Raw genomic sequence first — 12076 nt, 5'->3', positions numbered from 1 at the left:
ATGCGCCGTGGCTCGGCATTTCCGGCTTCGTCGTCATCTCGCTGATGCTGTCGCTGCTGGTCTTCGTCGGCGAGGCGACGCGCGACGCCTTCGATCCGCGCAAGACGTTCAGATGAGCGAAGCCCCCTTGCTCAGCGTACAGGATCTCAGCGTCGCCTTCAGCCAGGGCGGCAGCCAGTCGTTGGCCGTCGACCACATCTCGTTCGACATCGCCAAGGGCGAGACAGTGGCGCTGGTCGGCGAATCCGGTTCCGGCAAATCGGTCTCGGCGCTTTCGGTGCTGAAGCTGTTGCCTTATCCAAGCGCCAGCCATCCCTCGGGAAAGATCCTGTTCCAGGGCGCCGACCTGCTGGCGATGAACGAGAAGCAGTTGCGGCAGGTGCGCGGCAACAAGATCACCATGATCTTCCAGGAGCCGATGACCTCGCTCAATCCGCTGCACACGATCGAGCATCAAATCGTCGAGATCCTGAAGCTGCATCAGGGCATGGCCGACCGCCCGGCCAAGGAGCGCACGCTGGCCTTGCTCAACGAGGTCGGCATCCGCGATCCGCACAAGCGCCTCGATGCCTATCCGCACCAGTTGTCCGGTGGCCAGCGCCAGCGCGTGATGATCGCCATGGCGCTGGCCAACGAGCCCGAACTTTTGATCGCCGACGAGCCGACGACGGCGCTCGACGTCACCGTGCAGGCGCAGATCCTCGAGCTGCTGGCCGGGCTGAAGAGCCGCAAGGGCATGTCGATGCTGTTCATCACCCATGATCTCGGCATCGTGCGCAAGATCGCCGACCGTGTCTGCGTGATGACCAAGGGCAAGATAGTCGAGACCGGGCCGACCAAAGAGATCTTCGCCAATCCGCAGCATGCCTATACAAGGCATCTGCTGGCGGCCGAGCCGAAGGGCAAGCCGCCGGCCGCCAATGCCGCCGCCAAGCCGGTCATGACCGGCAAGGACATAAAGGTCTGGTTCCCGATCAAGCAGGGCTTCTTCCGCCGCACCGTCGACAATGTGAAGGCGGTGGACGGCATCGATGTCACCGTGCGCGCCGGCCAGACGCTCGGCGTGGTCGGCGAATCCGGCTCCGGCAAGACGACGCTCGGCCTGGCGCTGGCGCGCATGATCTCGTCGACCGGCACGATCCAGTTCAACGGCCGCGACATCAACCAGCTGTCCTTCAACGCCATGCGGCCGCTCAGGCGCGAATTGCAGATCGTCTTCCAGGATCCGTTCGGCTCGCTCAGCCCGCGCATGTCGATCGCCGAGATCATCGAGGAAGGCCTGAAAATCCACGAGCCGAAGCTGTCGCCCGACGAGCGCGACGACAAGGTGGCCGCCGTGCTGAAGGAGGTCGGGCTCGATCCGGCGACACGCAACCGCTATCCGCACGAGTTTTCCGGCGGCCAGCGCCAGCGCGTTGCCATCGCACGCGCCATGGTGCTCAACCCGCGCTTCGTCATGCTGGACGAGCCGACATCGGCACTCGACATGAGCGTGCAGGCGCAGGTCGTCGATCTGCTGCGCAGCCTGCAGGCCAAGCACGATCTCGCCTATCTCTTCATCAGCCATGATTTGAAAGTCATCCGCGCGCTCGCCAACGACGTCATCGTCATGCGCAATGGCAGGATCGTCGAAGCTGGTCCTTCCCAGCAGATTTTTGAAAATCCGCAAACCGACTATACTCGGGCGCTGATCTCGGCCGCCTTCAAGATCGAGACGGCACCGGTCGGCATCGTCAGCGAGTGATTTGCGTAGAGAGGGACTAAAAGACCGCAATGGAAAAAGGCCGTATCCTGCTTGCCGTCACCGGCTTTCATCCGCAGCGCTGGCGCGAGCTCCTGTCGGCCGAGCGCGAGGTGGTGCTGGAGCCTGACGGCGCCAGCGACCCGTCGATCACCTATGCCGTGGTGTGGAAGCAGAAGCCGAACCTGTTGTCGTCGCTGCCCAATCTGCGCGCCATCTTTTCGATCGGCGCCGGCGTCGATCATATCTTCGCCGATCCCGGCCTGCCCGATGTGCCGATCGTCAAGGTCGTCGCCGACAACCTCACCCAGTACATGACCGAATATGTCGTCTGGCGGGTTCTCGACCATCACCGCCAGGGCCTGCTCTACCGGTCGCAGCAGCCGAAGAAGATCTGGCACGAGCCGCAGCAGAGGCCTGCCGGTGACATTTCGGTCGGCATCATGGGCCTCGGCAGTCTCGGCCGCGCCGCGGCCTCGGTGCTTTTGTCGCTCGGCTTTGCCGTCAATGGCTGGTCGCGCACCGACAAGGCCATGGAAGGCGTCGCGACCTATTCCGGCGAAGCTGGACTGATCCCCTTCCTCAAGGCCACCGACATCCTGGTGGTGCTTTTGCCGCTGACGCCTGAGACCAAGGGCATTATCAACTACGGCGTGCTGAAGGAATTGCGGAAGCGCAACGGCCTCGGCGGTTCGGTGCTGATCAATGCCGGGCGCGGCCGTCTGCAGAAGGATGCCGACATTTTGCGGGCGCTGGATGACGGCACATTGAAGGAGGCGAGCCTCGACGTGTTCGAGGTCGAACCGCTGCCGAAGACCAGTCCGCTGTGGGGGCATCCAAAAGTGTTTGTGACGCCGCACGCGGCAGCGACCTCCGATCCGGTGCATCTGGCGCCGATCATGCTGCGCCAGATGGACGCCTTCGAACGCGGTGAAAAGCTGGACAATCTGGTGGACCGCAAGGCGGGGTACTAGCCAGGCAGAGCGATCTTCTTCTGCTTGTCCGGCTGGCCGCAGTCGCGTCGATCGATCGACCGGTTCATGGCATCGATCTCACCGCTTGCCTTGTCGGTATCGCGTTTGGCCTTGGAGCGCATGTCAGGCGTGAACGGGCCGAAGCCCATCGCCGGGTTGGAGAATGTCGGCTTGGCCTTCGCCGGAAGGTTGTATTGCTGCGCCAAGCCATTGCGCTGCGCCAGCAACTGATCGCACGGCACGGTGTCGTATTGCAGGGAGGACTGGACGTTCGCATCCTGCTGTTCCGACATCGAGGTGCCGCCGACACAGCCGGCGGTCAGCAGGCAAGAGGCCAAGATCATCATGTTCCAGCGCATCGGCTATGCTCCTCCTGATATCCCGCCCTGATGCGAGCAGATCGCAAATATCAGTCGCGCATGCAAATCGGACTTTTTCACAGCAAGAAGCGGCGAGGCTGCCCCTCCGCTGGCGCGTGGCTGACGGAGCATCAAACGAAAACCCGCCTGCGCGGCGGGTCACTGGCGCAAATCAGCACCATGGGCGAAAATGTACCATAGCTGAGGGCAGGGTGTCAAGAAAAAATTCCTATCGCTGCCGGTAAAAGCTGCCGACACCGCCGAACTGGCTGTCGTCAGGTCCTTTGTCGGGCTGAGTTCGGAGCCTTGGCCACAACGACCAACCCGTTGACATGTTCCCCGCGATCCTGCCGGATCACGGTTGGTTCCAGTGACAGGACCGAAAGCCCGTTGGCGGCCAGGACGTCGCGCACATAGTGTTGCGCATGCGCATAGCGGCGCGACGGCAGCAGCACGAAATCGCCATCGCCAGCCAGCGTCTCGACGGAAAACGCGAACAGGCCGTCCGTCGCCAGCAAGCCGGCAATCGTCTTCACCACGCCGTCCAGCGCGCCGACATAGATGAAAACATCGGCCACCGTCACCAGATCGGCTTTCGGACCGGCATAGGGAAAATCCCGCAGATCGGCCTTGTTGAGGAAATCGTAGACGCCCTTGGCCCGCGCCTTTCTCAGCATCCTTGCCGAAATGTCGTAACCCTCCAGCCGGTCTGCGATCGGCCGCAGCCTCTGCCCCATCAGGCCGGTGCCGCAGCCGAGATCCAGAGCGAGCGGGAAGCGTCCCGGCCTTGCCGCTCGAATGGCCTGGTCGAGCATCCCAGGCAGGCGGTAACCCAGCCTGCCGACCAGGGACTCATCGAAGCTCTCGGCATAGTGGTCGAACAAGGTCTCGACGAAGGCGCTGGGGAGCGCGTCGGGCGCCGGCGCCTTGCCGATCAATTGCAGGTTCAGTGCAGCGCCTTGACGATCCGATGGATCGAGTTGCAGCGACATCGTCCAGGCCTGCGCGGCCAGCTCCGCCGCGCCCGCCGCCTGCTGCATCTCGCCGAGGCGAAACCAGCCCATCGCCCATTGCGGTGTCATTTCCAGGGCGCCGAGCAGCAATTCCGCCGCCGCCGCATGGTCCCCATCCGCGTGCAGCATCTCGGCATAATCGGCACGGCGATCGGCGTTCAAGTCGCCGGACGAGGCCTGAAGCGGTTTCATGGCGATGGGTCCTGCCGGCGGATCGAGCCGGCGGTGCTCTATGCGGGAGTCAGCAGTGACTTACAACAGGCTTCCCGCCGCGGAATTATATCCTATCTTGGGGATCATGCGCGCCAGCGACCTGCTTCATCCCCGGCCCGAGGGCCTCTATTGCCCGCCGGGCGATTTCTTCATCGACCCGGTCCGGCCGGTCGACCGGGCATTGATCACGCATGGCCATTCCGACCATGCGCGTTCCGGCCACCGCTCGGTGCTGGCGACGCGGCAAACGCTCGACATTATGGGCCTACGCTACGGTGAGAATTTCGCTGGCACGACGCAAGCGGCACAACTCGGCGAGACGATAGCACTCAATGGCATCAGCGTCAGCTTCCATCCAGCCGGCCATGTGCTGGGCTCAGCGCAGATATCCGTCGCGCATCAGGGCACGCGCATCGTCGCTTCCGGTGACTACAAGCGGCAGAGGGACGCGACCTGCGCGCCATTCGAGCCGATCCCGTGCGATGTGTTCATCACCGAAGCGACCTTCGGCCTGCCGGTGTTTCGCCATCCGCCCGACACCGAAGAAATCGCCCGCCTGCTGAAATCGGCAGCGCAGTTCCCGGAGCGCTCGCATCTGGTCGGCGCCTATGCGCTGGGCAAGGCGCAACGGGTGATGCGGCTGTTGCGCGACGCCGGCTACGACAGGCCGCTCTACATCCATGGCGCGCTGGCCAAACTCAGTGAATATTACCAGAGCCAAGGCATCGATCTCGGCACCCTCGAACCGGCGACCGTCGAAAGCGGCGGCAAGGATGATTTTACCGGCGCCATCGTCGTCGGCCCGCCATCGGCCTTCGCCGACCGCTGGGCGCGGCGTTTTCCCGATCCGATCTCGTGCTTCGCGTCGGGCTGGATGCGCATTCGCCAGCGCGCCAAGCAAGGCGGCGTCGAGCTGCCGCTGATCATCTCGGACCATGCCGACTGGGATGAGCTGACCGCCACCATCAAGGAGACCGGAGCCGAGGAAATCTGGGTGACGCATGGCCGCGAGGAAGCGCTGGTACGCTGGTGCGAGCTCGAAGGCATCGCGGCGCGGCCGCTGCACCTGGTCGGCTACGAGGACGAGGGCGATTGAAGCCATGAACCGCTTCGCCGAACTTCTCGACCGCCTGGTGCTGACGCCGTCGCGCAACGGCAAGCTGACCTTGCTGACCGACTATTTCCGCAGCGTGGAGGATCCCGATCGCGGCCTGGCGCTGGCTGCCATCACCGGCGATCTCCATATCGCTGCGGTCAAGCCGGCGATGCTGCGCATGCTGGTCACCGAACGCATGGATCCGGTGCTGTTCGGCTATTCCTACGACTATGTCGGCGATCTCGCCGAAACGGTGTCGCTGGTCTGGCCGCAAACGCCCGGAAACATCGCGAACCGCGAGCCGACGCTTGGCGAGGTCGTGGCAAAACTGCAGGCGGCAAGCCGCTCCGACGGACCGAAGGTGCTGACAGGGCTGCTCGACAGCGCCGGCATCTCAGCGCGCTTTGCCATCATCAAGCTGGTCACCGGCGGGCTGCGCATCGGCATGTCGGCGCGGCTGGCCAAACAGGCGCTGGCCGATTTCGGCAAGGTCGACGTGGCCGAGATCGAGGAGCTCTGGCACGGGCTGTCACCGCCTTACACAGCGCTGTTCGCGTGGCTGGAGGGCAAGGCCGAGAAGCCCAGGAACACGGCGTTGGCATTGTTTCGCCCGGTGATGCTGTCGAACCCGGTCGGTGACGGCGATCTCGAAAAGCTCGATCCGGCGGATTATGCCGCCGAATGGAAATGGGACGGCATCCGTGTCCAGGCGGTGGCCGAGGGCGGCATCCGCCGGCTCTATTCGCGCACCGGTGACGATGTTTCCGGCGCCTTTCCGGACCTCGCCGATGCCATGCATTTTTCCGCAACGCTGGACGGCGAACTGCTTGTCGGCGATCCCCGAGAGGCGACGGGAACCTTCTCGGATCTGCAGCAACGGCTGAATCGCAAGACGGTGACACCGAAGATGCAGCAGCAATACCCGGCCTTCATGCGCTGCTACGATCTGCTCCAGGTCGGCGGCGAGGATCTGCGCGCGCTGCCGTTTCGCGAGCGGCGCGGTCGCCTCGAAAGCTTTGTCGCGACGCTCGACCCGAGCCGTTTCGATCTTTCGCCATTCGTCGACTTCACGGATTGGCAAACGCTGGAGGAACTGCGCCGGATGCCACCGCATCCAATCATCGAGGGCGTCATGCTGAAGCGCTGGGACTCAGCCTATGTCGCCGGCCGGCCGAAAGGTCCATGGTTCAAATGGAAACGCGATCCGCACACGGTGGACGCGGTGCTGATGTATGCCCAGCGCGGCCACGGCAAACGCTCGAGCTTCTATTCCGACTATACGTTCGGTGTCTGGACAGGTGCCGAAGGCGAAGAGGAACTGGTGCCGGTGGGCAAGGCCTATTTCGGCTTCACCGATGAGGAGCTGAAGCAGATCGACAAATATGTCCGCGACAACACGATCGAGCGTTTCGGGCCGGTGCGCTCGGTGCGGGCCGACCGCGACAACGGCCTTGTGCTGGAAGTCGCCTTCGAAGGGCTGAACCGCTCGACCCGGCACAAATCCGGCGTTGCCATGCGCTTTCCCCGCATTTCGCGGCTGCGCTGGGACAAGCCGGCCAACGAGGCCGACCGCATCGAGACGCTGCAGGCGCTGCTCGACCGCTAGACCGTTCAGCGCTCTTACGGCTCGATCGAAACGCGGATTTCGTAGATGTCCGCGGCCTTACCCTGCTTGTCGAAGTCGGAATTGATGGCAATGGTGCCGGCCGAGCCCGGACGCTTGTCCGGAAACTGCACATCGAACAGATATTCGTTCTGCTGCTGGCCGACCGCATAGCGCTTGCGGCCGCAGTCGCCGAGTTCGCCGAAATTGCAGTCGACCGAAATCTGCGTCTCCTTGCCTTCTTCGGAGCGGGCAATGATGTCGAACACGGCATGTTTGCCGGCCAGCTTCTCCAGCACGCCTTGTCCGACGTCGAAGCTGATCGCCGAACCGGACGCGCCGGAACGGATGCGCAGGAACGAACCGGTATCGTCCTTCATCACCTCGGCCCTGGCGTCAGACGGCGCGCTGACATGCGATGCATCGGCCGGCGAAAACACATTGATCCATTCGCGCGCCTGGTCCGCGGCGCCGGGTTTTGTCGGACCGCCGTCGGCCGGCGTGAAATCGTCGTCCTCGACGGTCGGCGGCGCTTGCGGCGGGGCGGTGTCGAGTTGCGCGGATGTCTTGAACACGCCGGTCTGCACGGCGAAGAACAGGCCGATGCCAACCGCGGCGAGCAGTGTCACGGTCAGGAAGATGGCGGTCAGCGGCAGGCGACGCCCCCTTATGCGCCGTTCATCGCGGTCGGGCGCCACTTCCGTCGTCGCGCCCGCCGAGGCCGGAACCGACATGTCGATGGCCGGAGCATCGGGAAGCGTGGCCTCCGGCATGATGTCGGGAACGACGGGCAGGACGCGGGAGCGCGGCGCATCGGCAGCGGATTGCACGGGTCCGTCGACGACGACATCGGGGGACGATGCCTGTCGGCCGGTTTCGACCGCGGGCGCCGGGTCCGCTCCGAGTTCGACCGCCGGTGCATCGCCCTGCGGACCGACATCCGGCACCGCCGGCAGGAACTCGGATTCGATTTCGGTGATTTTCGCCTGGATTGCCTTGCGGCGCTTGATGGCGACCTCAACGGTCACACCGGGATTGGCCTGGAGCGCGCGATCGAGCGCGGCAAAAGCCGAGCGATAGACCCTCTCGCGGAACGCGCGGTCCTCGGCATTGCCTTTCTCCAAGGCGTTCCGGATCGCTTTTTCGATCGCGTCCAAGCGGGTCCCTCTGTCTTTGCCAACCTTGCCGTGATCGTTAGCCGCAGGCGACCAATCAATCAACGGGCGAGCGGCGTATTCTGCCTCGCAGAGGTGTGCAAAGTCCATTCCGGCGCTGTTCCGGCAACGAAATCAGCATGTTTCGCCGATTTTCGCGCACAGGGAGCACACGCACCGTGCGCCGCATTCCCTTGGCGACTGACTGGCGGACAAGGCGGCGGCCGGCTTTCGAGGGTGCCACGACGCCGACGCAGGAATTGCCAAGTCGCATCTTGAATTCGCGCCCGGTTGCGTCTATCACCGCCGCATCCTGGAGGCCTTGGCTTCCTGGGCCGCTTTAGCTCAGTTGGTAGAGCACCGCATTCGTAATGCGGGGGTCGCGTGTTCGAGTCACGCAAGCGGCACCATTCCTCCTCCATTTTTGTCGTCTGTCTGCCCCTTCGCAGCTGGTGCAAAGGATTGCGGCGCCGGCCTGGCAGATCTGCCATTGTCGAGACACCGGTTTGGTGTGAAACTCATGGCCTCAGCATGGGAGGTCAAAAATGCCCAACAATTTCAAGACCGGAGACGTCGTCAGGCTGAAATCCGGAGGTCCCAGGATGACGATCAGCGATGGGGCAGCCTCGGGCATGTATCTGTGCCACTGGTTCAATCGCGAGGGCGAGGTGTGGACCCCGCAACATGCCGGGTTCAAGCCCGAACAACTGATTGCGGCCGACCAGTCGGACTAGAGTTCCTTCCATCCCGATCGAGCCGGGATGGGCACCCTCTTTTGTCCGGGCGTGAACGGATCAGCAGGCGCGACCGACGGATTTTCCGGGTCGCGGCGTTTAACGGTTGAAGCGCGATGGCGGCACAAGCCGTCTGCGTCGCGCCAACCTGGAGACGCACAACATGATCAGTCGTTCGATATCAGTCGTTGCCTTGAGTTTGCAGACCGTTGCGGCTTTCGCCCAGGCAACGACGCCGCCTGCACCGCCGACCGCCGCGCCACTTGCCGCGCCAGGCGCTTCGGGGACCAGGTCCGACATCACGCTGGCCAAATTCCAGAAGCGGCGCGAAAAGGCGATCATGGCGGCCGACACGGATGGCGACGGCAAGATCAGCCTGCTGGAATGGGAGGCCTTTCAGACGAAGCGCAACGTCAAGGGCGACGCCGCCAAATCTTTCGCGCGGATCGATTCCAACCATGACGGCTTCATCGATCACGCCGAACTCGATGCATTCTTCGCCAGGCGCTTCGCCCGGCTGGACAAGAATGCCGACGGCATTCTGACGGCCGACGAACTGCCGGGCCACAAAACCGCTCCCAAGCAAGAGCAATGACCAAGAGGCAATGACGCGCGATGAATATCGGGAGTGCGCCGACTGATGGCTGCGGATCCGGACGAGGAGCTGGTTCGCCGTGTTGGCGCCGGCGAGCCGGCAGCGGTGCAAACCCTCGTCGCGCGCAAGCTGCCGCGTATCCTGGCGCTTGCCGTGCGCATGCTCGGCGATGCGGCGGAGGCCGAGGATGTCGCCCAGGAAACCTTCGTGCGGATCTGGCGCCATGCCGCGAGCTGGCGGCGCGGCAATGCGCGCTTCGACAGCTGGATCCACCGGGTGACGCTCAACCTTTGCTACGACCGGCTGCGTCGCAGGCGCGAGTGGGTGACCGGCGACCTGCCGGAGATGGTCGACCCCGCGGCACTTCCCGACGCCCATCACCAAGAGGACGCGCTTCGGGTCGAACGGGCGCTGCAAGCCATAGCGCCGCGCCAGCGCGAAGCGATCGTTCTGGTCTACTATCAGGAGATGTCCAATATCGAGGCGGCAGCGACCTTGCAGATCAGCGTCGATGCCCTGGAAAGCCTGCTTGCGCGCGGCCGGCGGTCGCTGCAGGCGATCCTGGCGGGGGATGGCACCGATGAGTAAGCGCCGGGCAAGCACCAACGCACCATTGCGCCTTGCTGGTGCCGCCTGGCGCTCGGCGCCGACGGGCAAGGGGGAGACACATGGCTGAAGGATCCAGGAACGAACCCGCAATGGATGCCAGGCGCTTTGCCGTCTTGGCCCAGGCCTATGGCGGCGACTTGCGGCGATGGCCCGCGGCTGAGCGAATGGCCGGCACGGTCTTTGCCGCGAGCGGCGCGGGCAAGGCCATCTTGAGGCAGGCCGGAACACTTGACGCGCTGCTCGACAGCTACCGCGTCGACGCCCCGGACAAGGCACTGCACGGCAGCATCTTGCAGGCTGCCGGCCGGCACCTCGTCCAGCGCCGGCGTCAGCGGTTCTGGTGGCTGGGACTTGGACTTGCCGGCATTGGTCTGGCCGGCGCCGTGGCAGGGCTGGCCCTGGTGACCATCGTCACGCCGGAGGTCCAGCCCGACCATACTGTGCTGGATGCCAATGTGACGGCGTTTGGTGATGCCGGCCCCGCTGCCGAGAACGGTGAGGAAAGCCTATGAGCACGCGCTGGGTCCGTGGTCTGGTCATTGCTTCCGTGGTGCTGAACGTCTTTCTTGCCGGCGCATTTGTCGGTGGTGCGGTCTGGCTGAGAAATGCCAAATCGGGTGTCTCGCTGGAATCGGCCGGCCGACAACTTCCCGAGCAGGATCGCAAGGCGTTCCGCGAGGCGCTGCGCCAGGTTCGCGTGCAGTCCCGTCAGATCATTCTCGATGGCCAGCAGGCCAGGCAGCAGGCAGCGGACCTGCTGCAACAGCCTGTCATGGACAAGGCCGCCTTGTCCGCCGCCCTGGAGCGGGCACGCAACGCCGACGCGACGGTTCGCACCCGGCTCGAGCAGGCCATTGTCGACTTCGCGGCGAACACATCACCCGAAAACCGGAGCGTGCTGGCACAGGCATTGCTGCGCCATATGGAACGCCGCGCTGCCGTTGCGCCGAAAAAATCGCCATGACGACCGACGGAAAATGCTCGAGACGCCGTTTAACGAAGAGAAGGGACAAGCCTGCCCGATCGCACCGTGCCGGGCGGCCATCTTCAAACTCGAATGCACTCGGAGCCCAATTATGAGTCGCCTGAAAAACTATGCAGCAGCCGCTATCCTGGCGGTCAGTGGAACTGTCGTGACCGCCACCGCGTCCAGCGCAATGCCCATCGTGTCCGTTGCCCAGCCGGCCGCCCTGGTCGAGCATGTCCGCTGGGGTTGCGGCATCGGCTGGCACCCGAACCGATGGGGCCGTTGCGTGCCGAACGGCGTCGTCATCGTGCGCCCGCGCTACCACTACTGGCACGCTCCGGTCTATGGCTGGCACCCGCACCATCACTGGCGCCGCTGGCACCATTACTGATCAAAGCACCGCGGGGTCACGCACCTGGCCCCGCGTCAGCGCCGGCGCACGGGCAATCCTGTCAGCCAGCCCGGAGTTAAGGTTAGCGCCGCTCCAATCCGTGGACGCCCGCTAGATATCTCAGCTGATTGGGTCCGGCCCCAGCGTCGCCACCGTCTTCAGCGCGCCGTCGAGCATGTCGCCCTTCTCGTCCTTCAGCGCCATCTCGCGCAGGCGGCGGATCCAGTCGGCGGCGTCCGTCCGGCCCTTGACCAGGTCGAGCGCCGACAGCACGCGGTCGAATTTCGACTGTGCCCGGACATGGGTGTCGCTGTAGCCCTTGATCAGCCGGCGGCAATTGAGGATCTCGACGGCCAGTGCGTAGTCCTGGGGCACATGGTCGAGAGCCAGCGCGTACCAGCGATCGAGATGCGCGACCTCGACCTTGTGGCGCAGCAGACTGCGACGCCAGCGGCGCAGGCCGCCGATGAACCACAAAGCGGCAAAGCCGGCAAAACTGTCGGTGCGGATGCGGCGGCCATGATTGATGCGGCGATCGAGAAAGGCGGCGAGCTTCGGGCGGTCCTCGATGTAGCTGCCCAGACCCGCCGGCAGCGTGCCGCAGAACTCTTCGATGCGCGGGTGGAA

Annotated in this window: 14 protein-coding genes, 1 tRNA gene and 1 pseudogene; 12 read left to right on the top strand and 4 right to left on the bottom strand. The window is 64.3% G+C overall.

Going from position 1 to position 12076, the window contains the following annotated elements; genetic code table 11:
- The 3 genes and pseudogenes from EOB59_RS35855 to EOB59_RS02175 all read left to right on the top strand — a co-directional run.
- A pseudogene (locus tag EOB59_RS35855) lies at positions 1 to 116 on the top strand (ABC transporter permease); the annotation flags it as partial.
- The gene (locus EOB59_RS02180) at positions 113 to 1744 is read left to right on the top strand and encodes an ABC transporter ATP-binding protein (RefSeq protein ID WP_128287542.1); all 1632 of its coding nucleotides are present in this window, start codon (positions 113 to 115) and stop codon (positions 1742 to 1744) included. The pseudogene EOB59_RS35855 and the gene EOB59_RS02180, both read left to right, overlap by 4 nt.
- A 29-nt stretch (positions 1745 to 1773) precedes the next feature.
- The gene (locus tag EOB59_RS02175) at positions 1774 to 2715 is read left to right on the top strand and encodes a glyoxylate/hydroxypyruvate reductase A (RefSeq protein WP_127321001.1); all 942 of its coding nucleotides are present in this window, start codon (positions 1774 to 1776) and stop codon (positions 2713 to 2715) included.
- On the opposite strand, the gene EOB59_RS02170 is transcribed toward EOB59_RS02175, so the two are convergent.
- On the bottom strand, positions 2712 to 3074 hold the full coding sequence (locus EOB59_RS02170) for a hypothetical protein (RefSeq protein WP_127271228.1): 363 nt from the start codon (positions 3072 to 3074) through the stop codon (positions 2712 to 2714). The genes EOB59_RS02175 and EOB59_RS02170 overlap by 4 nt on opposite strands.
- Before the next feature lie 275 nt (positions 3075 to 3349).
- A complete protein-coding gene (locus EOB59_RS02165; protein WP_128287541.1) occupies positions 3350 to 4279 on the bottom strand; it encodes a methyltransferase domain-containing protein in 930 nt (309 codons plus the stop codon).
- Between the two features lie 106 nt (positions 4280 to 4385).
- Here EOB59_RS02165 and EOB59_RS02160 point away from each other — a divergent pair, with 106 nt between their 5' ends.
- On the top strand, positions 4386 to 5396 hold the full coding sequence (locus tag EOB59_RS02160) for a ligase-associated DNA damage response exonuclease (protein ID WP_128287540.1): 1011 nt from the start codon (positions 4386 to 4388) through the stop codon (positions 5394 to 5396).
- A 4-nt stretch (positions 5397 to 5400) separates the two neighbouring features.
- Positions 5401 to 7002, top strand: coding sequence for a cisplatin damage response ATP-dependent DNA ligase (locus EOB59_RS02155; RefSeq protein ID WP_128287539.1), 1602 nt, complete (start codon positions 5401 to 5403; stop codon positions 7000 to 7002).
- A gap of 14 nt (positions 7003 to 7016) precedes the next feature.
- Here the strand turns inward: EOB59_RS02155 and EOB59_RS02150 are convergent, their stop codons facing one another.
- Positions 7017 to 8156 carry a hypothetical protein gene (locus EOB59_RS02150; protein WP_164895555.1) on the bottom strand — a complete coding sequence of 380 codons (1140 nt, stop codon included), beginning with the start codon at positions 8154 to 8156 and terminating at the stop codon, positions 7017 to 7019.
- Between the two features lie 331 nt (positions 8157 to 8487).
- Between EOB59_RS02150 and EOB59_RS02145 the strand changes: the two genes are divergently transcribed.
- The 7 genes from EOB59_RS02145 (at position 8488) to EOB59_RS02115 (ending at position 11449) form a co-directional block, all read left to right on the top strand.
- Positions 8488 to 8563, top strand: a tRNA-Thr gene (locus EOB59_RS02145).
- A 135-nt stretch (positions 8564 to 8698) separates the two neighbouring features.
- On the top strand, positions 8699 to 8887 hold the full coding sequence (locus EOB59_RS02140; RefSeq protein WP_023811455.1) for a DUF2158 domain-containing protein: 189 nt from the start codon (positions 8699 to 8701) through the stop codon (positions 8885 to 8887).
- Between the two features lie 163 nt (positions 8888 to 9050).
- Positions 9051 to 9482, top strand: coding sequence for an acid-shock protein (locus EOB59_RS02135; protein WP_128287537.1), 432 nt, complete (start codon positions 9051 to 9053; stop codon positions 9480 to 9482).
- Positions 9483 to 9527: 45 nt separating this feature from the next.
- The gene (locus EOB59_RS02130; RefSeq protein ID WP_128287536.1) at positions 9528 to 10070 is read left to right on the top strand and encodes an RNA polymerase sigma factor; all 543 of its coding nucleotides are present in this window, start codon (positions 9528 to 9530) and stop codon (positions 10068 to 10070) included.
- An 80-nt stretch (positions 10071 to 10150) separates the two neighbouring features.
- Complete coding sequence (locus EOB59_RS02125) at positions 10151 to 10603, top strand: hypothetical protein (RefSeq protein ID WP_127808050.1); 453 nt, start codon at positions 10151 to 10153, stop codon at positions 10601 to 10603.
- Positions 10600 to 11055: a periplasmic heavy metal sensor gene (locus EOB59_RS02120; RefSeq protein WP_128287535.1), complete on the top strand. Its 456-nt coding sequence runs from the start codon at positions 10600 to 10602 to the stop codon at positions 11053 to 11055. Before EOB59_RS02125 ends, EOB59_RS02120 begins: the two co-directional genes overlap by 4 nt.
- Before the next feature lie 112 nt (positions 11056 to 11167).
- Positions 11168 to 11449 carry a hypothetical protein gene (locus EOB59_RS02115; protein ID WP_127808052.1) on the top strand — a complete coding sequence of 94 codons (282 nt, stop codon included), beginning with the start codon at positions 11168 to 11170 and terminating at the stop codon, positions 11447 to 11449.
- Between the two features lie 120 nt (positions 11450 to 11569).
- Here the strand turns inward: EOB59_RS02115 and EOB59_RS35850 are convergent.
- A partial coding sequence (locus EOB59_RS35850) for a DUF6537 domain-containing protein (protein ID WP_348639498.1) occupies positions 11570 to 12076 on the bottom strand: 507 nt, incomplete at its 5' end.

The organism is Mesorhizobium sp. M7A.F.Ca.MR.176.00.0.0 (genome assembly GCF_004023165.1).
Taxonomy (GTDB): Bacteria; Pseudomonadota; Alphaproteobacteria; order Rhizobiales; family Rhizobiaceae; genus Mesorhizobium.
The sequence above is the reverse complement of the archived record's forward strand: the minus strand, read 5'-3'. Positions and strand labels throughout refer to the sequence as shown.

Bases quoted from the DNA above. Each gene is read 5' to 3' on its own strand.
- EOB59_RS02180 (WP_128287542.1), top strand. From the start codon at position 113: ATGAGCGAAGCCCCCTTGCTCAGCGTACAGGATCTCAGCGTCGCCTTC.
- EOB59_RS02175 (WP_127321001.1), top strand. From the start codon at position 1,774: ATGGAAAAAGGCCGTATCCTGCTTGCCGTCACCGGCTTTCATCCGCAG.
- EOB59_RS02170 (WP_127271228.1), bottom strand. From the start codon at position 3,074: ATGCGCTGGAACATGATGATCTTGGCCTCTTGCCTGCTGACCGCCGGC.
- EOB59_RS02165 (WP_128287541.1), bottom strand. From the start codon at position 4,279: ATGAAACCGCTTCAGGCCTCGTCCGGCGACTTGAACGCCGATCGCCGT.
- EOB59_RS02160 (WP_128287540.1), top strand. From the start codon at position 4,386: ATGCGCGCCAGCGACCTGCTTCATCCCCGGCCCGAGGGCCTCTATTGC.
- EOB59_RS02155 (WP_128287539.1), top strand. From the start codon at position 5,401: ATGAACCGCTTCGCCGAACTTCTCGACCGCCTGGTGCTGACGCCGTCG.
- EOB59_RS02140 (WP_023811455.1), top strand. From the start codon at position 8,699: ATGCCCAACAATTTCAAGACCGGAGACGTCGTCAGGCTGAAATCCGGA.
- EOB59_RS02135 (WP_128287537.1), top strand. From the start codon at position 9,051: ATGATCAGTCGTTCGATATCAGTCGTTGCCTTGAGTTTGCAGACCGTT.
- EOB59_RS02130 (WP_128287536.1), top strand. From the start codon at position 9,528: ATGGCTGCGGATCCGGACGAGGAGCTGGTTCGCCGTGTTGGCGCCGGC.
- EOB59_RS02125 (WP_127808050.1), top strand. From the start codon at position 10,151: ATGGCTGAAGGATCCAGGAACGAACCCGCAATGGATGCCAGGCGCTTT.
- EOB59_RS02120 (WP_128287535.1), top strand. From the start codon at position 10,600: ATGAGCACGCGCTGGGTCCGTGGTCTGGTCATTGCTTCCGTGGTGCTG.
- EOB59_RS02115 (WP_127808052.1), top strand. From the start codon at position 11,168: ATGAGTCGCCTGAAAAACTATGCAGCAGCCGCTATCCTGGCGGTCAGT.